The organism is Bradyrhizobium sp. USDA 3256 (genome assembly GCF_054058275.1).
Window position 1 is genome coordinate 1,872,484 of the sequence record NZ_JBSSAE010000002.1, and the last position, 21,226, is coordinate 1,893,709.

At 63.0% G+C, this 21,226-nt stretch carries 21 protein-coding genes; 9 read left to right on the forward strand and 12 right to left on the reverse strand.

What is annotated here, in order from left to right:
• The first annotated feature begins 330 nt into the window (after positions 1-330).
• From ACVWY5_RS10405 to ACVWY5_RS10420, 4 genes are read left to right on the forward strand one after another with little or no spacing between them, the layout of a single operon-like run.
• Positions 331-975 carry a TetR/AcrR family transcriptional regulator gene (locus ACVWY5_RS10405; RefSeq protein WP_028331716.1) on the forward strand — a complete coding sequence of 215 codons (645 nt, stop codon included), beginning with the start codon at positions 331-333 and terminating at the stop codon, positions 973-975.
• Positions 972-2,660 (forward strand): acyl-CoA dehydrogenase family protein, encoded by a 1,689-nt coding sequence (locus tag ACVWY5_RS10410; protein WP_028331715.1) that lies wholly within the window; start codon positions 972-974, stop codon positions 2,658-2,660. The genes ACVWY5_RS10405 and ACVWY5_RS10410 overlap by 4 nt, the downstream gene beginning before the upstream one ends.
• 11 nt (positions 2,661-2,671) lie before the next feature.
• Positions 2,672-3,514: a class II aldolase/adducin family protein gene (locus tag ACVWY5_RS10415; protein ID WP_028331714.1), complete on the forward strand. Its 843-nt coding sequence runs from the start codon at positions 2,672-2,674 to the stop codon at positions 3,512-3,514.
• Positions 3,511-4,413 carry a DUF2520 domain-containing protein gene (locus ACVWY5_RS10420; protein WP_028331713.1) on the forward strand — a complete coding sequence of 301 codons (903 nt, stop codon included), beginning with the start codon at positions 3,511-3,513 and terminating at the stop codon, positions 4,411-4,413. Before ACVWY5_RS10415 ends, ACVWY5_RS10420 begins: the two co-directional genes overlap by 4 nt.
• A 67-nt stretch (positions 4,414-4,480) precedes the next feature.
• Here the strand turns inward: ACVWY5_RS10420 and hpnH are convergent, their stop codons facing one another.
• Both hpnH and ispH read right to left on the reverse strand, forming a co-directional pair.
• Positions 4,481-5,641, reverse strand: coding sequence for an adenosyl-hopene transferase HpnH (gene hpnH / locus ACVWY5_RS10425; RefSeq protein ID WP_028331712.1), 1,161 nt, complete (start codon positions 5,639-5,641; stop codon positions 4,481-4,483).
• Between the two features lie 44 nt (positions 5,642-5,685).
• The gene (gene ispH / locus ACVWY5_RS10430; protein WP_028331711.1) at positions 5,686-6,612 is read right to left on the reverse strand and encodes a 4-hydroxy-3-methylbut-2-enyl diphosphate reductase; all 927 of its coding nucleotides are present in this window, start codon (positions 6,610-6,612) and stop codon (positions 5,686-5,688) included.
• A 450-nt stretch (positions 6,613-7,062) separates the two neighbouring features.
• Here ispH and hpnN point away from each other — a divergent pair, with 450 nt between their 5' ends.
• Positions 7,063-9,675 carry a hopanoid transporter HpnN gene (hpnN, locus tag ACVWY5_RS10435; RefSeq protein WP_028331710.1) on the forward strand — a complete coding sequence of 871 codons (2,613 nt, stop codon included), beginning with the start codon at positions 7,063-7,065 and terminating at the stop codon, positions 9,673-9,675.
• A gap of 87 nt (positions 9,676-9,762) precedes the next feature.
• Here hpnN and ACVWY5_RS10440 read toward each other — a convergent pair whose 3' ends face one another.
• On the reverse strand, positions 9,763-10,392 hold the full coding sequence (locus ACVWY5_RS10440) for a DUF2147 domain-containing protein (RefSeq protein ID WP_051375980.1): 630 nt from the start codon (positions 10,390-10,392) through the stop codon (positions 9,763-9,765).
• 102 nt (positions 10,393-10,494) lie between these two features.
• On the opposite strand from ACVWY5_RS10440, the gene hpnO reads away from it, so the two are divergent.
• Positions 10,495-11,886: an aminobacteriohopanetriol synthase HpnO gene (gene hpnO / locus ACVWY5_RS10445; RefSeq protein WP_028331708.1), complete on the forward strand. Its 1,392-nt coding sequence runs from the start codon at positions 10,495-10,497 to the stop codon at positions 11,884-11,886.
• Between the two features lie 101 nt (positions 11,887-11,987).
• Here hpnO and ACVWY5_RS10450 read toward each other — a convergent pair whose 3' ends face one another.
• From ACVWY5_RS10450 to ACVWY5_RS10465, 4 genes are all read right to left on the reverse strand, one after another.
• Positions 11,988-12,758: an anti-sigma factor family protein gene (locus tag ACVWY5_RS10450; protein WP_028331707.1), complete on the reverse strand. Its 771-nt coding sequence runs from the start codon at positions 12,756-12,758 to the stop codon at positions 11,988-11,990.
• Positions 12,755-13,312 (reverse strand): sigma-70 family RNA polymerase sigma factor, encoded by a 558-nt coding sequence (locus ACVWY5_RS10455; protein WP_018270594.1) that lies wholly within the window; start codon positions 13,310-13,312, stop codon positions 12,755-12,757. The genes ACVWY5_RS10450 and ACVWY5_RS10455 overlap by 4 nt, the downstream gene beginning before the upstream one ends.
• Positions 13,313-13,406: 94 nt before the next feature.
• Positions 13,407-13,730, reverse strand: coding sequence for a cupredoxin domain-containing protein (locus ACVWY5_RS10460; RefSeq protein ID WP_028331706.1), 324 nt, complete (start codon positions 13,728-13,730; stop codon positions 13,407-13,409).
• Between the two features lie 12 nt (positions 13,731-13,742).
• Positions 13,743-14,696 carry a metallophosphoesterase gene (locus tag ACVWY5_RS10465; RefSeq protein WP_028331705.1) on the reverse strand — a complete coding sequence of 318 codons (954 nt, stop codon included), beginning with the start codon at positions 14,694-14,696 and terminating at the stop codon, positions 13,743-13,745.
• Between the two features lie 253 nt (positions 14,697-14,949).
• On the opposite strand from ACVWY5_RS10465, the gene ACVWY5_RS10470 reads away from it, so the two are divergent.
• A complete protein-coding gene (locus ACVWY5_RS10470) occupies positions 14,950-15,357 on the forward strand; it encodes a GFA family protein (protein ID WP_028331704.1) in 408 nt (135 codons plus the stop codon).
• A 188-nt stretch (positions 15,358-15,545) separates the two neighbouring features.
• Here ACVWY5_RS10470 and ACVWY5_RS10475 read toward each other — a convergent pair whose 3' ends face one another.
• Entirely contained in the window at positions 15,546-16,013 is a 468-nt protein-coding gene (locus tag ACVWY5_RS10475; RefSeq protein ID WP_456671771.1) for a Spy/CpxP family protein refolding chaperone, read from the reverse strand.
• Between the two features lie 305 nt (positions 16,014-16,318).
• Between ACVWY5_RS10475 and cax the strand changes: the two genes are divergently transcribed.
• Positions 16,319-17,422, forward strand: a complete 1,104-nt coding sequence (gene cax, locus ACVWY5_RS10480; protein ID WP_028331702.1) for a calcium/proton exchanger — start codon at positions 16,319-16,321, stop codon at positions 17,420-17,422.
• Between the two features lie 78 nt (positions 17,423-17,500).
• On the opposite strand, the gene ACVWY5_RS10485 is transcribed toward cax, so the two are convergent.
• A complete protein-coding gene (locus ACVWY5_RS10485) occupies positions 17,501-17,734 on the reverse strand; it encodes a hypothetical protein (protein ID WP_028331701.1) in 234 nt (77 codons plus the stop codon).
• Between the two features lie 166 nt (positions 17,735-17,900).
• Positions 17,901-18,320 carry a hypothetical protein gene (locus tag ACVWY5_RS10490; protein ID WP_080666919.1) on the reverse strand — a complete coding sequence of 140 codons (420 nt, stop codon included), beginning with the start codon at positions 18,318-18,320 and terminating at the stop codon, positions 17,901-17,903.
• 196 nt (positions 18,321-18,516) lie between these two features.
• Here ACVWY5_RS10490 and ACVWY5_RS10495 point away from each other — a divergent pair, with 196 nt between their 5' ends.
• Positions 18,517-18,822: a hypothetical protein gene (locus ACVWY5_RS10495; RefSeq protein ID WP_321176783.1), complete on the forward strand. Its 306-nt coding sequence runs from the start codon at positions 18,517-18,519 to the stop codon at positions 18,820-18,822.
• Positions 18,823-19,070: 248 nt separating this feature from the next.
• Here ACVWY5_RS10495 and ACVWY5_RS10500 read toward each other — a convergent pair whose 3' ends face one another.
• Both ACVWY5_RS10500 and ACVWY5_RS10505 read right to left on the reverse strand, forming a co-directional pair.
• Positions 19,071-19,982, reverse strand: coding sequence for a hypothetical protein (locus tag ACVWY5_RS10500; protein ID WP_321176782.1), 912 nt, complete (start codon positions 19,980-19,982; stop codon positions 19,071-19,073).
• A 13-nt stretch (positions 19,983-19,995) separates the two neighbouring features.
• Positions 19,996-21,045, reverse strand: a complete 1,050-nt coding sequence (locus tag ACVWY5_RS10505) for an AraC family transcriptional regulator (RefSeq protein ID WP_028331697.1) — start codon at positions 21,043-21,045, stop codon at positions 19,996-19,998.
• Positions 21,046-21,226 lie beyond the last annotated feature (181 nt).

The following is a 21,226-nucleotide window of genomic DNA, read 5'->3' on the forward strand; positions in this document are numbered from 1 at the left end:
CGGGAATGGGTTTCTCGGCGTATCAAGCTCAAAACAAAGGCCCGGTCGCATCGCGATCGGGCCTTTTGCTTTGGTGCCTGAAGGTTTCGTCTGATGCCACGCTGTTCCGGTTCCGCGCGGTCAGCGGGGACTTGCGCGTCGGCTGTGCGGTGAGACCCCCGTATCGCTGTTCCTCGCGTCCGTGGGTCGCGCCTCCAGCCTCTACGCCAGCAGCGCGCCGGCGCCCCGGGAACGGCCCTACGGCCGCAGGGCGCCTGGTCGATACTTGACAGCTACGCCTATTCGTCCGAGAGTGAACTATGATCCTTTATTCATGAACTAAGGTTCACTATGGCAATTGCTGCGGTTCGTCTCAACCAGCTGGTCGAAACCAAAGCGCGCATTCTCGATGCCGCCAGGGAGGCCGTGGCGCTGAGTGGCTGGAGGGACGCCCAGATCGCCCTGATCGCCTCACGCGCCGGCGTGGCCACCGGCAGCGTGTATCGCTACTTCGACTCCAAGGCGGACCTGTACGCGCAGGTGCTCGGCCTGGTGTCTGAGCGCGAGGTGGCCGTGGTCGCCGCGATCGTCGAGGCGGAAGGCTCGGCGTCCCAATGTCTGGTGGATGCGATCTACACCTTCTCGGTCCGGGCGATGCGCGGCCGCCGCCTGGCCTACGCGTTGATCGCCGAGCCCTGCGAACCCGAGATCGACGCGGCGCGCCTGAAGTACCGGGCGGCCCTGGCCGATCAGATCGCAAGGCTGGTCCGGCGCGGCATCGCCGGCGGCGAGTTCGTTGAGATCGACGCGAACGTCGCGGCATCCTGCGTGACCGGCGCCTTCATGGAGGCGCTGGTTGGTCCGCTTGCGCCCGAAGCGGCCCCTGATTCCGACGCGGCGAAGGCGATCGCGCAATCGATCGCGGGGCTTTCCGCGCGCATGCTGTTTCGCCACGCGACGCCTGAACTCACCCCTGTATCGCGAGTCTCCGCATGAACGCGAGCGCCCGGCCGGTTGCCGTCGCTGAAGCGAAAGCCGCTCCGTTTGCGACCCATGACGTGCGCAATCAGGCGTGGCCCGCGCGCGGCTTCAATGCATTCGACGACGACCGCGCGTTGAGTGGCCTGATCGCAAAGATCGCGCCGTGGGCGAAAGACAAGCTTTCCGCGCTCGGAGCCCATGCCGGCAGCGAATCCGTGCAGGAGGCGGCACGGCTGGCCAACGAGCACGAGCCGAAGCTCCTGACCCATGACCGGTATGGCAACCGCAATGATTGGGTCGAATTTCATCCGGCCTGGCATCAATTGATGGCGCTGGCGTTCCGGAGCGAGGTGCATAGCCTCGCTTGGTCGACGCGCGAACCACACGGCCATCTGGCGCGCGCGGCGCTGAGCTATCTCTGGAATCAGATCGAGAACGGCGTCGGCTGCCCCACGGGAATGGCGTACGCCGCGATCGCCGGGTTCTCCGGCAAGCCGCAATTCAACCTGTGGCGGGAGCGAACGCTGGCGGCGGACTACGATCCGCGGCGGCTTCCGATCGAGGCCAAGCGCGCCGCGGTCATCGGTTACGCCATGACCGAAAAGCAGGGCGGCTCCGATCTGCGCGAGACCCAGACCACCGCGCGCTTCGTCGAGCGCGGCGCGCATGGCGAGATCTATGCGATCACCGGCCACAAATGGTTCTTCTCGGTGCCGGTGGCCGATGGTTTCTACACGCTGGCACGCACCCAGTCCGGCGTCAGTTGCCTGTTCGTGCCGCGCCTGCTGCCGGACGGTAGCGCCAACCGTATCTACATACAGCGCCTGAAGGACAAGTGCGGCAACCGCTCAAACGCATCGAGCGAGATCGAGTACCACGATACGTGGTCGATCCTGGTTGGCGAAGAGGGCCGTGGCATCTCGGAAATCCTTTCGCATGCCCATCTGACGCGGCTCGATTTCGCGGTCGGCTCCGCCGGGTTGATGCGCCAGGCGCTGAGCCTCGCCCTCAACCACGCGCAAACCCGAACCGCGTTCGGCAAGCCGATGTCCGAGCTTCCGATGCAGCGCAACGTGCTCGCCGAGCTCGCGCTCGAGAGCGAGGCGGCGATGCTCGGCGCGTTTCGGGTCGCGCGTGCAACCGACGGCCTGCAGACAAGCGAACACGAGCGATTGCTGGCGCGGGTCGCGACGCCCGTGATGAAGTTCTGGAACTGCCAGCGCGCGCCGGCCTTCACCTATGAATGCCTGCAGGTGCATGGCGGCAACGGCTTCATCATGGAGAATCCGATGGCCCGGCTCTATCGCGAGGCGCCATTGAACTCGATCTGGGAAGGCACCTCGAACATGATGTGCATGGACGTTTTGCGCGCCATGCAACGCGATGCGAATTGCCAGGACGCATTCGTTGACGAGTTGCGTGCGAGCAGGGGCCTCAATCCGGTCTATGACCGAAGCACGGACGATCTCGCCGATCGCTTGCGTGCACGATATCCGGACGACGGGCACGCGAGAGCGCTCGTCACCCGCATGGCACATGCGCTGCAGGCCGCCGAGATGCTGAGGCATGGCGACGCCGCTGCCGCCGATCTGTTCGTGAGATCCAGGCTTGGCGCAGACGGGATACAGGTATTCGGCGGGCTTCCATCGTCGGAAGACCTCAGCCGTATCGTCGAGCGCGCCTCCGTCATCCGTCACTGAGGGGCCAAGTTATGCGTCAAATCGAAGTTTGTGCCGTCAACGATATCCGGGCCGTCGTGGGAGAACAGGAGTGGGCAACCCGCGTCGATCTTGCGGCGTGCTACCGCCTGGTCGCGCTCTACGGAATGACCGACCTGATCTACAACCACATCAGTGCACAGGTCCCAGGGCATCACGATCAGTATCTGATCAATCCCTATGGCATGCTGTACGAGGAGATCACCGCGTCGAGCCTCGTCAAGATCGACATCGAGGGCCGCACCCTGCTGCAGCCCGACCATGGCTACAACGTCAACGTGGCCGGCTTCTATCTGCACGCCCCGATCCATCGCGCGCGACCTGACGTGAAGTGCGTCCTGCATACCCACACCAGGGCAGGCACCGCGGTCAGCACGCTTGCCGAGGGGCTGCTGCCGCTGTCGCAGACGGCGATGCGGTTTCACGGTCGGATCGGCTATCACGATTTCGAGGGGCCGGCGATCGACCGGGACGAATGCGACCGGGTCGTCGCCGATCTCGGCCGCCACAACGTGCTGGTGTTGCGCAATCATGGCCTGCTGGTTTGCGGCAACACGATTCCGCAGGCGTTCAATGCGATCTACTGGCTGGAGCAGGCCTGCCGGATCCAGGTCGACGCGCTCGGCTGCGGCCGGCCGCTGCATGTGCCGACCGAGATGGCGATCGGCAACACGGTGACCTGCTTTGCCGGCACCGAGATCACACTGGACAATGAGCGCGACACCAATCCGGTGCTGAATGAAGCGGCGCAAAATCTGCAGGCCGGGTACGGTCTGCTGGAATGGCCGGCGCTGCGGCGCAGGCTCGACCGCATCGACGGAAGCTACGCGCAATGAGCACGGCGTTCGCGGCGTTGCGGATCGGCTTCATCGGCGCCGGCCGCGTGGCGCAAACGCTCGCGCCGGCGTTCGCCCGCGCGGGGCTGAACGTCGCGGCGTTCTACAACCGCGGTGCCGATGCCGCGCAGCGGCTCGGATTCCGCATCCCGTCGGCAAGGCCGATGACGGACGCGCAGCAGGTCGTCGACCGCTGCGACATGGTTTTCCTCACCGTAAGCGACGATGCGATCCTGCCGGTCTGCCGCGATTTGCGCTGGGAGCCGCGCCACCGCGTGGTTCATTGCAGTGGCGCGACTGAACTGGCCGCGCTCGCTCAGGCCAAATCCGCAGGCGCCGCGACCGGCGGATTTCATCCAATGCAGATGTTCGCCAATCCCGACGTCGCGCTCGAGGGGTTGCGCGGATGCACCGTCGGCATCGAGGCAGAGGGCGACTTCAGGCGCGACCTGGAATTGCTTGCGACCCGCATCGGGTGTGAACCGCTGGCGCTGCCGGCCGGTGCGCGGGCGCTCTATCATGCGTCGGCATATTACGTCGGTCCGTTCCTGATCGCGCTGCTCAAGGAAGGCGTCGAGCTCTGGAAGAGCTTCGGCGCCAGCGAGGCCGACGCGTTGCGCGCGATGATGCCGCTGCTGCGCGGGACTGTCGCGGCTGTTCTCGACGGTGGCCTCGCCAACGGCATGGGCGGCTGCGTGGCGCGCGGCGACGTCGGAACGATCCTCAAGCACCTCCGGGCGCTGGATGAGCGCTTTCCTCCCTCCGGCGCGCTGTATCGCGAGCTCGCCCTGCGCAATGTCCCGCTCGGGATCGAGCGTGGCACACTCAGCGCACCGCGCGCCGCCGAGATCGAGAAATTGCTTCTGCGCACGAGATTGGAAAAGCAGGCGGCATCCTGATCCAGGAAAAAAGCCCCGGTTCGCTGAACCGGGGCTTTCATGTTTCTGCTTTCGCTCACATCGAGCTTCAGGCGGCGGTCGAGGCCTTCGCTTGCTGCTTGGCGGCGGCGGCCGCTGCCTCGTCGCGGCGGATCTCCGAGAGCTTCTTCTGCACCTGCTCGGCGAAGATGTACTGCGCCGGACGCTGCTTCGACATGTCGATTTCGGGCGCCATCGGGCCTGATGTCCTGATGCCACGCAGCGCGACCCACATCGCCTTGAGCGGATTGTTGATCGCAGCGGTCGCCGCGGTCGGCTCGTAGCCGCAATGGGCCATACAGTCGGCGCACTTCTCGTACTTGCCGGTGCCGTAGGTGTCCCAGTCGGTGGTGTCCATCAGCTCCTTGAAGGTCTTGGCGTAGCCTTCACCGAGCAGATAGCAGGGCTTCTGCCAGCCGAAGATGTTGCGCGCCGGCATGCCCCAGGGCGTGCACTCGTATTCCTGGTTGCCGGCGAGGAAGTCGAGGAATAGGCCGGAATGCATGAAATTCCACTTCTTGCCCTTGCCGAGCGCAAAGACGTCGCGGAACAGCTTCTTGGTCTTGGTGCGGTTGAGGAAGTGCTCCTGGTCGGGCGCACGCTCATAGGCGTAGCCCGGCGACATCGAGACGCCGACGCCGAGCTCGGTGGTGAAATCGAGGAACTTGGCGATCTCCTCGGCCGGGTGACCGTCGAAGATGGTGGCATTGACGTTGACCGTGAAGCCGCGCGCCTTCGCCGCCTTGATCGCCGAGACGGCGCGATCGAACACGCCCTTCTGCGACACCGCCTTGTCGTGATGATCCTTCAGGCCGTCGAGATGCACCGAGAAGAACAAATAGGGCGACGGCTCGAACAGGTCGAGCTTCTTCTCGAGCAGCAGCGCATTGGTGCACAGCGAGACGAACTTCTTACGCGCCACGAGGCCGCGCACGATCTCGCCGATCTCCTTGTGGATCAGCGGCTCGCCGCCGGGGATCGCCACCATCGGCGCGCCGCACTCATCGGCGGCATCCCAGCATTCCTGCGCCGTCATGCGGCGATTGAGGATCGCATCGGGATAGTCGATCTTGCCGCAGCCGACGCAGGCGAGGTTGCAACGAAACAAGGGTTCCAGCATCAGCACGAGCGGATAGCGTTTGCGGCCAAGCAGTTTCTGCTTGATCAGATAACCGCCGATACGCATTTCCTTGAAGAACGGTATAGCCATTAGACGATTTCTTTCTGCACTTATCAAAGGGATGTGGGTTCAGATCAGCCCGCGGTCAGTTCGGCTGGCAGCCGGAATTCGATATTCTCTTCTCGGCCCGGAACGACCGAGACCGATACCGGTCCGATCCGCCGCAGAGCCTCGATCACATCGTCGACCAAAACTTCGGGCGCAGAAGCGCCCGCGGTAATGCCGACGGCCTTCGCATCCTTGAGCCAATCCGGATTGAGTTCGCTCCCATCGGCAATGAGGTAACTCGCGACGCCGACCTCGGTGCCGATTTCACGAAGCCTGTTCGAGTTGGAACTGTTGGCGGCCCCCACCACCAAAATGACGTCAACCAGTTTGCTCAGGTCCCTTACCGCAGATTGGCGGTTCTGTGTCGCATAGCAGATATCCCTGATATCCGGGCCTTGAATATCTGTAAATTTTGACTGAAGAGCCGCGATAATGTCCCTGGTGTCGTCCACGGACAGGGTGGTCTGGGTGATGTAGGCGACCGGCGCATCGCTCGGCAGCCTCAGTTCCGCCACATCCTGGACGCTCTGGACCAGCAGAACCGGCCCCGGAACCTGGCCCATGGTTCCCTCGACCTCGGGATGGCCGGCGTGCCCGATCAGGATCAGGGTGCGGCCCTTCGAGATATAGCGCTTGCCTTGGTTGTGGACCTTGGTGACGAGCGGGCAGGTGGCATTGAGCACCGGCAGGTCGCGGGCTTCCGCCTCCTCCTCGACGCTCCTGGCAACGCCATGGGCACTGAAGACGGTCACCGCCTTGGCCGGCACTTCCGAGAGGTCTTCGACGAAGATCGCGCCCTTCTTCTTCAGGCTCTCGACGACGTGTTTGTTATGCACGATCTCGTGGCGGACATAGACCGGGGGCCCATACTTCTCGAGCGCGCGTTCGACGATCTCGATCGCGCGCACAACGCCCGCGCAAAAGCCGCGCGGCTGAGCAAGAAACACTTCCATCGGACGTCCGTTACGCAAATTGCACCAATCTCGTTCAATGCCCTGCGGCCTTTTCGGCAACGCACTCCACAGGTCGGACGTCGCAACGTCAGTTGCAATGTCCGAGCCATCACAGTTCCTGGACGGGATCTGCGCCCCAAGCGCATGGAAATACAGCGATTTGTGGCAAAAAGGTAGCGGTTCGATGGGGGCGTGGTCACGGACGAGGGGCAGTAGAGGTAACATGGTATGGGTTTCGACGCCTGCGACCGTCCGTCTCCCTCACTTGTTCGTCACTTTATCGCCCACTGATGCGGTTTATACCGGCCATTCGTGGCCGTTCCTGTGGTTTGGAACCTCCTCGCCGTCCCGTCGAGGAAGACAACCAAAACAACATTAGATCGGTCCCGGGAACTCCGCTACAGAGCGGGCGTTTTCGGCCATGCTTCCCCGAGATTAGAAAGAAACGAAGTGCTGACAAATATTGTCGTCTCCGTTGTTAGAACCTGTACGCGTTTTGCCCTTCCGGTCGTGATCATCTCTGTCCTGTTGTCGATCGGCGCCGGCTTCTACACGGCCCGCAACTTCTCGATCAACACCGACATCAACAAGCTGATCTCGCCGGATCTCGATTGGCGCAAGCGCGACAACCAGTTCGAGGAAGCGTTTGATCGCGAGCGGTTGATCCTGGCGGTGGTCGAGGCTGCGACGCCGGAGCTGACCAGCTCGGCCGCGAAGGCACTCACCGCGAAGCTGCAGGCCGACAAGAAGAACTTCGAGGCGATCACCGCGCTCGGCTCCGGCGAATTCTTCGAGAAGAACGGCCTCTTGTTTCTGCCGACCGAAGAAGTCGGCAAGGTCGCGGGCCAGCTCGAATCGGCCGCACCGTTGATCGAGATCATGGCCGGCGATCCCTCGATACGCGGCCTGACCGGCGCGCTCGAGACAGGCCTTGCCGGCGTCAAGCGCGGGCAGGTCAAGCTCGACAATGCCGCGCCGCCCTTCAACCTGATCTCCGAGACGGTCGAGACCGTCCTCGCCAAGGGCAACGCGACCTTCTCGTGGCGCGAGCTCACCAGCGACAAGCCGCTGACCGATTCGGACAAGCGTGCCTTCATCGAGATCAAGCCGATCATCGACTATTCGGCGCTGGAGCCGGGCAAGGCCGCGACCGATGCGATCCGCCAGGCCGCGGCCGATCTGAAATTCCCGACCGAATATCACGCGCGCGTTCGCCTGACCGGACCGGTGCCGATCGCCAACGAGGAATACGCCACCGTGCAGGACGGCGCGATCACCAACGGCATCGGCACCGTTGTGATCGTGCTGGTCATCCTCTGGATGGCGCTGCATTCCGGCAAGATCATCTTCGCCGTGTTCGTGAACCTGTTCATCGGGCTTGCCATCACCACGGCGGTCGGCCTGATGATGGTCGGCTCGCTGAACCTGCTCTCGATCGCCTTCGCCGTGCTGTTCATCGGCCTCGGGGTCGACTTCGGTATCCAGTTCAGCGTTCGCTACCGCTCCGAGCGGTTCAAGAACGACAATCTGACGCTGGCGCTGGAAAACGCGGCGCGCCGCTCCGCGGTGCCGCTGTCGCTCGCCGCGATGGCGACCGCCGCCGGGTTCCTCTGCTTCCTGCCGACCGACTACAAGGGCATCTCGGAGCTCGGCAAAATCGCCGGCGCCGGCATGCTGGTGGCGTTCGTCACCAGCATCACGGTGCTGCCGGCGCTGCTCGATCTGCTCAACCCGCCCGGCGAGAAGGAGCCGGTCGGCTACGCCTTCCTTGCGCCGCTCGATCTGTTCCTGGAGAAGCATCGCGTTCCGATCATCGTCGGCACGCTGCTGGTCACGGTCGCGGGCCTGCCGCTGCTCCATTACATGAAGTTCGACTTCAACCCGATTAATCTGCGCAATTCCAAAGTGGAATCGATCGCGACCTTCCTCGACCTGAGGAAGGATCCGAACACCGGCGCCAACGCCATCAACGTGATGACGCGCTCGGAAGCCGACGCCAAGAAGATCGAGGCCAAGCTCGAGAAGCTGCCGGAAGTGTCGCGCGTGATGTCGCTCGACAGCTTCGTGCCCGACGACCAGCCGGCCAAGCTGAAGCTGATCGCGCAGGCGGCCAAGACGCTCGGCCCCGCGCTCAACCCGGATTCGGTCGATCCGGCCCCGTCGGATCAGGAGAATGTCGAGTCGCTGAAGAGTTCGGTCGACAGCCTGCGCAAAACCGCGGGCGACGGCAAGGGGCCGGGCGCGGTGGCCGCGCGCCGGCTCGCCGACGCCCTGCAGAAGCTTGCCGATTCGAACCAGGCGACCCGCGACAAGGCGCAGGACGTCTTCGTCGCGCCGATGAAGATCGTGTTCGATCAGCTCCGCAATACGCTGCAGGCCCAGACCGTCACGCTGCAGAATCTGCCGCCGGAACTCGTCAACAGCTGGAAGACCAAGGACGGCCTGATGCGTGTCGAGGTGGAGCCGAAGGGCGATCCGAACGACAACGACAATCTGCGCCGCTTTGCCGACGCCGTGCTCGCCGCCGAGCCGACCGCGATCGGCGGGCCGGTCTCGATCCTGAAGTCGGGCGACGTCATCGTGAAGGCGTTCATCCACGCCGGCATCCTGGCGCTGGTCACGATCGGCCTGCTGCTGTGGCTCACGCTGCGCCGCGTCGTCGACGTGCTGATGACGCTGGTGCCGCTGCTGGTCGCTGGCATCGTCACGCTGGAGATCTGCGTCTTGATCGGGCTGCCGCTCAACTTCGCCAATATCGTCGCGCTGCCGCTGCTGCTCGGCGTCGGCGTGGCGTTTAAGATCTACTATGTCACGGCGTGGCGGCAGGGCAGGACGAATCTGTTGCAGTCGAGCCTGACACGCGCGATCTTTTTCAGCGCGCTGACCACGGCGACCGCGTTCGGCAGCCTGTGGCTGTCGAGCCATCCCGGCACCGCCAGCATGGGCAAGCTGCTGGCGCTCTCGCTCGTCACCACGCTCGCGGCGGTGTTGCTGTTCCAGCCGGCGCTGATGGGCAAGCCGCGCGAGGTCAAGGAGGAGGATATCGCCAACGACGTCACCTGACGCGCTGGCGATTCGCTTTCGAACCGGCTTGGCGGCAGGCGCCGCCGAGCCGCGATGTCAGCGGACGGTGTTCCCCGCCGACTTCCGCTAATGCGTCGGTCGCGCGATGTCCGGGAGCAGGCAGATATCGCCCACGGCGTCGGCCTGCGCATTGGCGTTGCCCGGAACCTGCTTTTGAGCCGGCTTGGTGGCCGGCGCCACGGCACCGGTGGTTTTCTGCGGTGCTGTCGACTTGGGCTGGGTGCCCTTCGTCGCCGGATTGCCGGCGGCGCTCACCGGGATCGGCGGACCGACGCGGGTCCAGGTCTCGCCGCCGCACAGGAAGCCGAGCACGCAGCCCTGGATCTCGAGCTGATCGGTGCCGACGGGCTTGATGGTCGAGCTGTAGAGCTGGCCGTCCTTGGCGTTGTAGACCTGACCTTCCCACGCATCGGCGCCGGCCTTCTTCTTCATGTCGATCAGGATCGGCATGCCGAGCGTCGGCCTGCTCTGCTTCGCAGGATCAGGATTGTTCTTATCCTTGCCGCCCGGGGTTTTTTCCCAGGACACCGCACCCCACATGTTGCCATTACACTGGGCGACGCGGATGGTGGCGACACCGTCAGCGACCTTCCAGTCGCCGGTCGGGTCCGCTGCAAGTGCCGGTGATAATACGGTGGCCAAAAATAAACCTGAAAAGGCTATTGTACGCGCGAAAGTTCTTGGGCAGTGCAACATGGTCCAAACCTGTGCTTAACTGGACGATCCGAGCGGGGGGCAAAACGCCGCTAGCGAGCGTTTTAAGTTGACGAGATGGCCATCAACCGACGTATGTGACGAATGGTAAGTTCCAATTTAGACGTTTCCGAGATTTTTGTGGAGCGCGAGGGGCAGCGCGGTGCCATGCACACGCGTCACCTCAACGAGCAGCTCGTTCGCGTTCTCAAGACCATCGGCTACGACGTCGGCTTCCAGAAGGGGCAAGGCCAATACCTCTTCGATCGTCAGGGGGCTCGTTACCTTGATCTATTGAGCGGATTTGGCGTTTTTGCGATTGGCCGCAATCATCCGGCCCTGCGCCAGGCGCTGAAGAGCGTGCTCGACGCCGATCTGCCCAATCTCGTGCAGCTCGATGTCTCGACGCTCGCCGGCGTGCTCGCGGAACGTCTTCTGGAACATGTTCCATATCTGGACAAGGTGTTTTTCGCCAATTCCGGCGCCGAAACCGTCGAAGCCGCGATCAAGTTCGCGCGCGGCGCGACCGGCCGCCCCGGTATCGTCTATTGCGGGCATTCGTTCCACGGCCTGTCCTACGGTGCGCTGTCGCTGACGGACGATTCGAATTTCCGCGGCGGATTCGAGCCGTTGCTGCCGGGCTGCACCCCGATTCCGTTCAACGATCTCGAAGCGCTGGAGAAGGCGCTGTCATCGCGCCAGGTCGGCGCGTTCATCGTCGAGCCGATCCAGGGCAAGGGCGTCAACATGCCCACCGACGAGTTCCTGCCCGGCGCGCTGGCGCTGTGCCGCAAATACGGCACGCTGTTCATCGCCGACGAGATCCAGACCGGCATCGGCCGCACCGGGAAATTCCTCGCGATCGAGCATTGGGGCATCGAGCCCGACATGGTGCTGCTGGCGAAGGCGCTGTCCGGCGGTCACGTGCCGATCGGCGCGCTGCTGACGCGCAAGAACATCTTCGACAAGATCTTCAACCAGATGGACCGCGCGGTCGTGCACGGCTCGACCTTCGCCAAGAACGATCTCGCGATGGCCGCCGGCATTGCCACGCTCGACGTCATCAAGGCCGAGAAGCTCGTCGAGAACGCCGCCAAACGCGGCGCCGAGCTCCGTCTTGCGCTGACGCGCATGGTGCCCGGCTATGAACTGATGAAGGAAGTGCGCGGCAAGGGCCTGATGATCGGCGTCGAGTTCGGTCCGCCGAAATCGCTGCGGCTCAAGGCGTCGTGGAATCTGCTGGAGACCGCCAACAAGGGTCTGTTCTGCCAGCTGATCACGGTGCCGCTGTTCAAGGATCACAAGATCCTGACCCAGGTCGCCGGGCACGGCCTCCACACCATCAAGCTACTGCCGCCGCTCATGATCACCGAAGCGGACTGCACCTGGATCGAGAAGTCGTTCGACGAGGTGATCGCCGGCAGCCACAAGGTGCCCGGCGCGATCTGGTCGCTCGGCAAGACGCTGGTCGACAACGCGGTGCGCAAGTCGGCGTAGGCCTCACGATGTAGCCCGGATGGAGCGCAGCGAAATCCGGGGTTCTCGAAGCGGGTAAGACCGTCCCCGGATTACGCTGCGCTCCATCCGGGCTACAAGACTCACCCCTCCTTGTTCGCGCGCATCGCGCCCTCGAACTTGTCGCCGAACTCGCTCAGTTCGTCGGCGCCGAGATCGCTGACTGCCCAGTAATTCAGGCCGCGGTCGCTCCAGCGGCGGATATTGAAGCCCTGCAGTGTCGAGATCTTCGCCGTCTTGCGTTCGGTGTTCGCGGTCTGCGCCACGAACAGGTTGATGACGTGCTGGCGCCGCTTGTAGACCACGGCGCCGATCTCGCGGGCGTTGACGTAGTCGAGCCGGCCACCGATCAGCGTGAAGCCCTGCGCGGTGAGATCGATCACCGGCGGCGAGACGTCGAGCTTGCCGTTGAACCAGGGCTTGACCGTGTGCTGATCCGTCGAGATCACGTCGGTGAGGTGGCCGGCCTGCAGCGAACGCAGATGCGCCGACACCACCTCGTTCTCGATGCGCTGCTCGTCATCGTTGCGCAGCACGATCGCGACAAGGCCGGTCGCTGCCATCGCCGACACCGCGGAGCCCAGCGCAAAGCCGCGCAGCACCGAGCGCCGGGTCGGCGCCGCCTGCGCTTGTGGTTGCGGCAGTGACTTCTCGATCTTGCGGCGCAGCTCGAGCGGCGCCTTGTAGCGCAAATCGCTCTCGGCGATCGCCTGGCGGATCTCCTGATACTCCTTCATGAGCGCGGCGCAATGTGCGCACCCCTCGACATGGGCCTCAACTTCGCGCGCATGGCCGGCGTCGAGTTCGCCGTCGATCAGCGCGTGGATCAGCACTTCGGCTTCCTCGCAGGTCATTTCGCTTGCTCCTGTTCCGCAAGCCAGGCCGATCGCAGCATGGCGCGGGCGCGCGCGAGGCGGGACATTACGGTGCCGACTGGCACGGCGGCGACATCGGCGATCTCGCGGTATGAAAGATTCTGGATTTCCCTGAGCACGAAGGTCTCGCGGAACGGCTCGGCAAGCGCCGCGACCAGCTTGCGCACGGTCTCGCCGTCGAAGCGGCGCAGCAGCTGCTTTTCCGGGGTCTCCGGGGCTTCATTCCACAGCGGGGTCTGCTCGCCGCCTTCGGGCAACTCCTCGACCGCGGTCGGGGCGGTCTTGCGCCTTGCATATTCGGCCCGGCAGACATTGCGCAGGATCGCGAACAGCCACGGCTTCATCGCAGGTCCGCGGTAGCTGTCGAAATGCTTGTAGGCGCGCAGATAGCATTCCTGCACCGCATCCTCGGCGTCGGCGGCATCGCGCAGCAGATAGCGGGCCAGCGTATAGGCATCGTCAAGATACGGCAGCGCGGCCTCGCGGAAGCGTCGCGCCTTTTCGGGATCGTCTTGCGACGCGTTGACAACCATCGTGTCCTGCCCGGCATGTCGAGAGACGGCTCGTGCCCGGCCGGGAGCGGAGAGCCACCGGCCGGGCATGGTTGTGATTGTATGGGTTGTCACGTTACCCAACCTTGACACTGCCTGTCATGTGCGGATGCAGCGAGCAGAAATACTTGTACTCGCCGGGCTCCGTGAAGGTGAACGAGAAGGTGCCGTCGGTATCCATGGTCTTGGAGCGGAATTTGCCCGCACACACCACGGTGTGCGGGATGTCGTCGCGGTTGGTCCAGGTCACTGTGGTGCCGACCTTCACCTCAAGCTGGGGCGGGGTGAACGAGAAGTTGTCGATGTGAACCGCGGTATCCTCGGCGCGGGCCGCCGTGACCGGCAGCAGCATGGTCGCGACCACGGCGATCCCGAAGTCGCGTCGATTGATCGAACTCATCGGTCTTGTCCCTCAGCCTTGCAGCGGCGTGTCGATGATCGCCAGCGGCTGGCTGTTCTGCTTGAAGTTGATGCTGGCGACGCCGAGCATGCTGCGCAGCTTGGCATCCTCCACCTTCATCGGGCCGGGCGAGGGGGCGGAGCCCGGCGCCGGCTGCGGGAAGGCGGTCGAACGCGCGGTGTGGAAGGTGACGTTGCCCTCGACCTTCTGCATCACTTGGTGGATGTGGCCGTTGAGCACGGTGACCGAGCCGAAGCCCTTGACGTATTCCAGCGCACGGGCGCCGTCCTCGGTGCCCCAGCCCCATTGCGGATAGACCGTCCACAGCGGGATGTGGGCGAACAGCACGATCGGCGTCGACTTCGAGCGGCCCTTGAGGTCGTTCTCCAGCCATTCGAGCTGCTCGTTGCCGAGATTGCCGAGGCCGCCGCCCTTGAGGTCGACGACGTTGACGAGGCCGATGAAATGCACGCCGCCGGCATCGAAGGAATAGTAGCCCGGACCCTTGGTGCCGCGGCCGTAGCGCTCCTTGTAGAGCTTGACCTCCTCGTCGATGAAATCGTGCTCGCCCGGCACGTAGTGCACGTCGAGCTTGGCCTGCGAGATGATGCGATCGGCGTCATCGAATTCGGACGCCTTCGACAGATGGGTGATGTCGCCGGTGTGGATCATGAAGGATGGCTTGACCTGCATCGCCCGGACCTTGTTGATGGCCTCTTCCAGCGTGCCGATGGCGTTCGGGTTCGCCGGCTTGTCGAAGCCGACATGGCTGTCGCTGATCTGCATGAAGGTCATGCCGGGTGCAGCTTCCGCAGCCGCGGCCGAGCCGACGATGCCGAACGAATGCGGCACGCCGCCGGTGACGGTCCACAGCACGCCGGTGCCGGCCCAGGTCATGCATTCGAGCACCTTGCGTCGGCTGACGCCTTTTTCCTCATCGCGATGGTCGTGATCGTGTCCGCTCATGGCAGTCTCCCGTGGGCCCAGGGATTGGGTTTCCGGGGAGGTGATCGGCGGGGGTGGGGCTTTATTCCCGAGGCCTGGGCGGGGCCGATGGCAGGGATGACGATTTCGTGAGGTGCGACGCCGGCCCGCCATGATCGGCGGGCGCAGGGGACCGCGCGACAGCTCGACGCAAGGGCAAGATGCGCAATTGAAGCGTTGGTGCTTGCGACGTTATCGACCCGCCCGACAACCCACTGATCGAGCGGAGGAAAACATGGCTGACGTCACCGGCGGCTGTCACTGCGGCGAGATCCGTTACGAGGTGACCGGCGAACCGGTCGTCCATGCTTTGTGTCACTGCACCGATTGCCGGCGCCACGCCGGCGCACCGATGGTCGGCTGGGTCATGGTTGCCAAGGACATGGTCAAGGTGACCAAGGGGCAGCCCAGGATCTACCGATCCTCGGAGCACGGCCGGCGGCACTTCTGCGCGAAATGCGGCAGCGGACTTTTCTATACCAATCGCAACATGCTGCCCGGGTTCATCGACATCCAGAGCGGCACCTATGACGATCCCGATGCGGTGCCGGCCACGATGCATATCCAGGTCGCGGAGCGGCTGCGCTGGATGGTGGATGCGCATGAGCTGCCGACCTTCGACCGCTTTCCGCCGCCGGAATGACCGGGTTGATGAACGCGGTGCTTTCCGGCGAAGCGACTATGCGCGCCACGACATGGAATCGCCGCAACATAGATGGACGGTTGCAATACGGCGTTTTCTTTTTGGCAGGTGCGCGTGACGCTCGCGTTGGTCGGGCGTCCATTTCACGCACAAACCAGCGCGGGCTGTTCGCTTGCGTCGGGTTGGCCTTATTCGTCCTCGTCGTCCGGACCGCCACGCTGCTCGATCGCGTTTCGTACGCCGCGCATGATGGCGAACGACACGAATGCCATCCTTCGCTTCTGATCATCGCTCAATGTCTTGTAGAGCGGCTCCCAGGCATCGGAGAGCTTCTTGAGATCGGTCCCGCGCTGAATCAGCCGGTCGGCTCTGCGTTGCATCATCTCGACCGGATTGCTTCCGCCAAGGGCCTCCATCGGTCCGTTGTCCTGGAGTTCGGCAATTCGCTCCAACCGAGCCTGCCGGTTTTTCGCTCGCGCACGGATGGCATCCTCGATGGCCGGCCAGTATTTCTCCTGATCGGGTGTCAGCTGCAGGGCAGCCTTGACGATGCCGACACGCATGTCCGTCAGGCTCTTCAGATCGGCTGCACTGGGTTGCGCGGCTCCGACTGTCGTGGATGTCTCTGCTGCAAAAGCGAGAGACGAGGTCGTCACCAAGAATGCAATCGCTGCGACAGCTGCGTTCCTCGTCATTGTGAGCTCCTGAGCTGGTCATCAAGGATGTCCGCGAGAGCAACCACAATCATGTCGGCCACGGGTTGATCTAGGTCAAACGGGAGAGGGAGCCGGAAAATATGGACGCGCTTCTGACCGTTCGGGAAATTCCGTGAGGCTCCGGATCGGCTTGTCGGCTCAACCCGTGACCGGCGCGACGGTGGCGCCGGATTGAGCTAGATCAAGGTTCAGCGGATCGCAGTGTTCAGAAACTGCCGTCGACCTCGTTTCGACCGGGCGGTACCATGCACCATCTGCTCAAGGAAATTCGACATAATCCACTGCTCTGGATGCTGGTCTTCGTACCGATCGTGCTGGCGGTCGAGACGGCGGCTCCGTCCGCCCACACCGCGCTGTTTGTGCTCGCTGTTCTGGCCATCGTGCCGTTGGCCGCCCTGCTCAGCCACGCGACGGAGAGCGTCGCAGAGAAGACCGGCGATGCAGTCGGAGGCCTGCTCAACGCAACTTTGGGCAATCTGACCGAGCTGATCATCGCGATCGCTGCGCTGCATGCCGGAGAGTACATGCTGGTCAAGGCATCGATCGCCGGTGCCATCGTCACCAATTCACTCTTTATGCTCGGCGCATCATTCCTGCTCGGCGGGCTCCGCCATCACGTTCAGGAGTATAATCGGGCCGGCGGGAGGATGTACGCAGCGCTGCTGCTGATGGCCACGATTGCGCTGCTTGCGCCCTCGGCTGTTGCCGACCTCGATCCGGCGCGCGGCGAGGCCATGGCGCTGGCTCTCAGTACGGGCCTCGCTGTGCTGCTGATATGCGCCTATGGGCTCGGCTTGCTGTTCTCGCTCAAGACACACAAGGAGCTGTTCGCAAGCGAGGAGCATGGCGAAACCGGCGGCGCCGGCTGGCCGATCGGACTTGCGTTAGGTACCCTTCTCGTCGTCACGGTGCTGGTTGCACTGGTCAGCGAAATATTCGTGAGCTCGGTGCAGAAAGCGGGCGAGACGCTCGGATTGAGCCCGGCGTTCGTCGGTTTCATCATCGTCGCGCTGGTCGGCGCCGCGGCAGAAATGGCGGTCGCGTTTTCTGCGGCGCGCAAGAACCGTCTCGACATGAGCGTCAGCATCGCGCTCGGCAGCGCGTCTCAAATCGCCTTGTTCGTCGCGCCGGCGCTGGTGCTTCTGAGCTACGTCGTCGGTCCGAAGCCGATGGATTTGCAGTTTTGGCCGGGGGCCGTGACGATGGTCATGATCGCCTCCGTGACGTCCTGCTTCATCACCAACAGCGGACGGTCGGCATGGTTTATCGGTGCCTTGCTCGTGCTCATCTATGCGATTTTCGCGATGACCCTGTACATGGTGCCACCGGGATCGCACGGCCCGGTTTGACCAGCGGCGAGCGTTGCCGGCACCGATCCGGACGAGGGCGCGTGTTCCTCGTCGCGTTCACGCGGACCCCTGATGGCTTTACAGCGGTAGCTCGCTCTGACCGCGCGTCCAGTCGATAATGTCGATCTGGAGCCCCCGTTTCAGAATCTCGGCCTCAAGATTGCTGGCATGCCGCTTCCATTCGGCCGTCGACCGGACCCGGAATTTTGGATCTTCACCGTTTGCCTCGAACTCATCGTCGGCTTCGAGCGCGCCGCGAACAGCCTCGTACATCATCTTAAGGCTCGCGTCGGTGAAGGCGTCGTACTCCATCGAGCCGTCTCCCTGGAAAAGCGAAATTCAAGGGACCGCCACGATGGCGATCGTGGCGTCCCTTTGCGGTCGATCCATTCAACATGGAAATGCCGATGCCTGACCGGAACTCGACAGCGAGCCGGTGCGGTGCAACCGCATGTCCATCCATTGCGGCTCAGCCGGATCAATACTGCGGGCAGACCATTTGCCCGTATTCATTGTAGTAGCAGCCTTGGTTGCCGTAGTAGCCATAGGCGCCATACGCGCCGGCTGCGGCTGCAGCGCCGACGGCAGCAGCACCATAACCCCAGCCCGGCCGATAGTAGCCTCTGCCGTAGCCGGGATAGCCGGCGACCGGGCGGCCGGGGCGCCCTGCAATCGGTCGACCGGGATAGCCCGGACGCCCTGCAACGCGATATCCTCCACCGTGAACTCGTCCGCCGCCTACATGCATGCCACCGCCACGCATCCCGCCGCCGTGAAAGCCGCCTCCGCCGCCGCGGAAGCCGCCGCCTCCTCCGCGACGGGCATAGGCGTCATCAGGAATCAGGCAGACAGCGACGAGAACCAGAGCCGCCAGAGCGGCGAGGATACAACGAAGCATGGCGTGTCCTCCCTATCGGACAATATTGCGAGCGGCGACACTGCGACAATTTCGCCTCGCGAGATTGACGTAGATCAACGGAATGCAGCAGGGCGCGCGTTCGAAAAGGGTCAGGCAGCTGTCATCAACCCCAGGCACAATCTGTACTTTGCCGCGTAGCATCTTGCCTGGAATGCGAACGTGAGTTCCATGGCATTTGCTTTCGCCTCAGTCAGGCGACAGCCATCGTTTCTTTGCCGAGTTCACCTGGTGTTTTTACGTCCTGCAGAACGCAGCCAAGAGGATCAATGTGCGGAAAGCGGATGTAACGTGCGCGTGCTGTGGCGCAGGTTTCCGGCGGTTGGAGCTATGGTCACGACCCGGCGCCAAGGGTGAGTATCGCTGTCCCGTTTGCGACTACCTGCTTGAAGCATTCGATGGCACCAACCTGATCGCCTATCGGCTGACGATCCAGCCGGAACGCGCGCCGGTCTCCTCGGCGAAGCTGTTCGACGAACAATGATCGCCTGACGATCGGTTGCCATCGGCGTGCTTCGGTTTTTCGAGGTGACGGCCGACGCCATGACTGTTTGGCCGTGTCACTGCACCGATTGGCGCCGCATGCCGACGGGCCGACGGCCGACCCGGTGATGGCCGCAGAGGACACAGCCAAGGCGACACGGGGCAGATCTGCCCGTCGTCGGAGCGCGGCCGGGAGGCGGGTCGCTCGGATGGTCTCGGTGCTCGCTTGCTCGTGCGCCGGGACGCCGGCTAGTTCTTGACGGCATACAGAGGCGTTCTGAACGTCAGTTGATAGGCGGGTTTCGGCACCCACATGATTTCGGCTGTGAGGCCAAACAATCGGTTGTCATTATCGTCCATGCGGTCGAGATCGAGCCGCACGATCGGTTGCGCGAAAGGCTGAATCGAGGCGACGTTCATAAGTTGCGCGCCCTCGAAGGATTGCACGCCCACGCGACCGGTAAATTTCCAATCGTTCGGCCATTGATAGTAGCCGCCGACATAAGCAATCGTGTTCGGATTGATTCTCCCCAGCGCACTGCCGGCGTCGGTTCGGGTGTATTGGACACCGCCGAGGAAGCCTCGGGTTTCATCGGAATCGAGCGCATAGTCGAATTCGAGAATGTTGTTGAAGGACGTTGTGCCCAGCGGGCCATTGGGAATCGACTGTGTGATGGTTGATTGCAGCGTCACGGTAGGAAAGGTCCCGCCGTTCTGCTGATAAAGGTCCGCCTGGAAGCCGATATTCCAGCTTGTGACCTGAAAGGGCGAAAAGCCGGTACTCCCGAAGTTCGTCGAACTGCCGGAGACGCCGGCATAGAGCGACACACTATCGGTGACATCGACCGTTAGGGGAAAATCCATGTTGAGAGATTTCGCGGCTGGCAGGCCGGCCGGAAAGACCGCGCTCCCCGATGCCGCAAGCGTTTGAGTATTGAACAGCGTCGGATGTCCAAAGCCGAACGCGAGCGACCCCGCCGGTACCTGTGCGTAGATCGTTCTGAGGTCGAGGTAGATGTTCGGCACCGAGACATTGGCAGCGCCGTCGTCATTTGCGGCAAGAGCCTTGGCAATCGGGACGATAAGGACCGCGCACGATGCCGCCCTCAGGATCGATCTGAAGGCCGAGCGCCCTGCGCTGTTACGTGGCGGCGCGTTCAAGGCGAAAATCTGCCTAGGCGCGATTGTCATTGGGCAGGGAGGCGCGTTGATCGATCGCAGCTTGTCCGTTCCTCGATCTCACCCGAAACTCCCGCGGGGTGCAGCCGGAGATCCGGCGGAAGGCACGCGTAAAATGAGCTGGATCGGCATAGCCCGATGAGAGTGCCACGTCGATGATCTTGATTTCAGTGTCGCCCAAAAGCTTGGCCGCATTGTTGAAGCGAGCCTGCTCAACCAGACCCGAATATGTCAGCCCGGCGAGCGAAAGCCTCCGTTGCAAACTCCTGGTGCTCACTCCCATCATCTCGGCCGCCTGCGTTATCGTGAGGCCTCCTTGGTCGAGGTAGGAGGGCAAGCTCAGCCTTAATGCGCTGACCACGCCCTTGCCGAATGACTGCGGCTCGTGATCGGACGGCGCCGGCCGAAAGTCATTTGAGGGATTTGCAAGACTGAGGAGTTTTACCGGCACCTCGATCCATGAGGCCTTCTGACCCGACAGGAACCGCGTGTTCGGCCAATGCGACTGGACCTCAGGGCTCGGCGTATAGAGCGCTTCAAATGCAATCACTCTTGGAGACCAGCTCGCCCCGGCGAACTGACGGACGATGTGCAGCACGAATATGTTTTGAAGCCACTGGGATATCTCAAGATGGGAAATGCCCTCCGTTCCAATGAGCTTGCTGCAAATCTTCAAGTTTTCGCCGCTTGGCTCGAGCCATAGTTGGAGGATCGTATCCTCGCACGGTGCCCACCGACAGGTTTGCTGCAAGGCAACCAACAGGGTCGGCGCATGGCGCACGCGCGCGCGCATGGCTTCGCTCAAATGTTCAAACGAGGTTCGCTGGGCTGCGCGAAAGGCGATTTCTGACAGGCCCTGCTTTTGCTGAGCGGCCGTCGCGAACCGAACAGCAGGCAGCAAAGGTACATAATGGTCCGCTTTCTCTTCAAAAGACGTCGGAAGTTGAAATTTGGCGAGGAGTGCCGCCGTAGGCCCGCCAGTTTCGGAATGAAGCTCAGCGAATGGGATCAAAAATTGACAACGGATCAATGGAATGACGGTCATTACTACCTGCCCAAGAAGTTTTGCCGCGATTGCAGCTTAGCAGACCGGAACTCCTCTTGCGTTGTCTTTATCGAGCAGCCGACGCGACACGCATTCGCGAATTTCGCTTGACGAGAATTTTGGCGGCTGATGGCCAGATTGATCCCCGAAGCTGCTCTATCCTGATGCGTCGTTTCTCTTG

Coding starts and splice junctions, on each gene's coding strand:
- ACVWY5_RS10405 (WP_028331716.1), top strand. CDS start 331: ATGGCAATTGCTGCGGTTCGTCTCAACCAGCTGGTCGAAACCAAAGCG.
- ACVWY5_RS10410 (WP_028331715.1), top strand. CDS start 972: ATGAACGCGAGCGCCCGGCCGGTTGCCGTCGCTGAAGCGAAAGCCGCT.
- ACVWY5_RS10415 (WP_028331714.1), top strand. CDS start 2,672: ATGCGTCAAATCGAAGTTTGTGCCGTCAACGATATCCGGGCCGTCGTG.
- ACVWY5_RS10420 (WP_028331713.1), top strand. CDS start 3,511: ATGAGCACGGCGTTCGCGGCGTTGCGGATCGGCTTCATCGGCGCCGGC.
- hpnH (WP_028331712.1), bottom strand. CDS start 5,641: ATGGCTATACCGTTCTTCAAGGAAATGCGTATCGGCGGTTATCTGATC.
- ispH (WP_028331711.1), bottom strand. CDS start 6,612: ATGGAAGTGTTTCTTGCTCAGCCGCGCGGCTTTTGCGCGGGCGTTGTG.
- ACVWY5_RS10440 (WP_051375980.1), bottom strand. CDS start 10,392: ATGTTGCACTGCCCAAGAACTTTCGCGCGTACAATAGCCTTTTCAGGT.
- hpnO (WP_028331708.1), top strand. CDS start 10,495: ATGGTAAGTTCCAATTTAGACGTTTCCGAGATTTTTGTGGAGCGCGAG.
- ACVWY5_RS10450 (WP_028331707.1), bottom strand. CDS start 12,758: ATGACCTGCGAGGAAGCCGAAGTGCTGATCCACGCGCTGATCGACGGC.
- ACVWY5_RS10455 (WP_018270594.1), bottom strand. CDS start 13,312: ATGGTTGTCAACGCGTCGCAAGACGATCCCGAAAAGGCGCGACGCTTC.
- ACVWY5_RS10460 (WP_028331706.1), bottom strand. CDS start 13,730: ATGAGTTCGATCAATCGACGCGACTTCGGGATCGCCGTGGTCGCGACC.
- ACVWY5_RS10465 (WP_028331705.1), bottom strand. CDS start 14,696: ATGAGCGGACACGATCACGACCATCGCGATGAGGAAAAAGGCGTCAGC.
- ACVWY5_RS10470 (WP_028331704.1), top strand. CDS start 14,950: ATGGCTGACGTCACCGGCGGCTGTCACTGCGGCGAGATCCGTTACGAG.
- cax (WP_028331702.1), top strand. CDS start 16,319: ATGCACCATCTGCTCAAGGAAATTCGACATAATCCACTGCTCTGGATG.
- ACVWY5_RS10485 (WP_028331701.1), bottom strand. CDS start 17,734: ATGGAGTACGACGCCTTCACCGACGCGAGCCTTAAGATGATGTACGAG.
- ACVWY5_RS10490 (WP_080666919.1), bottom strand. CDS start 18,320: ATGCTTCGTTGTATCCTCGCCGCTCTGGCGGCTCTGGTTCTCGTCGCT.
- ACVWY5_RS10505 (WP_028331697.1), bottom strand. CDS start 21,045: ATGACCGTCATTCCATTGATCCGTTGTCAATTTTTGATCCCATTCGCT.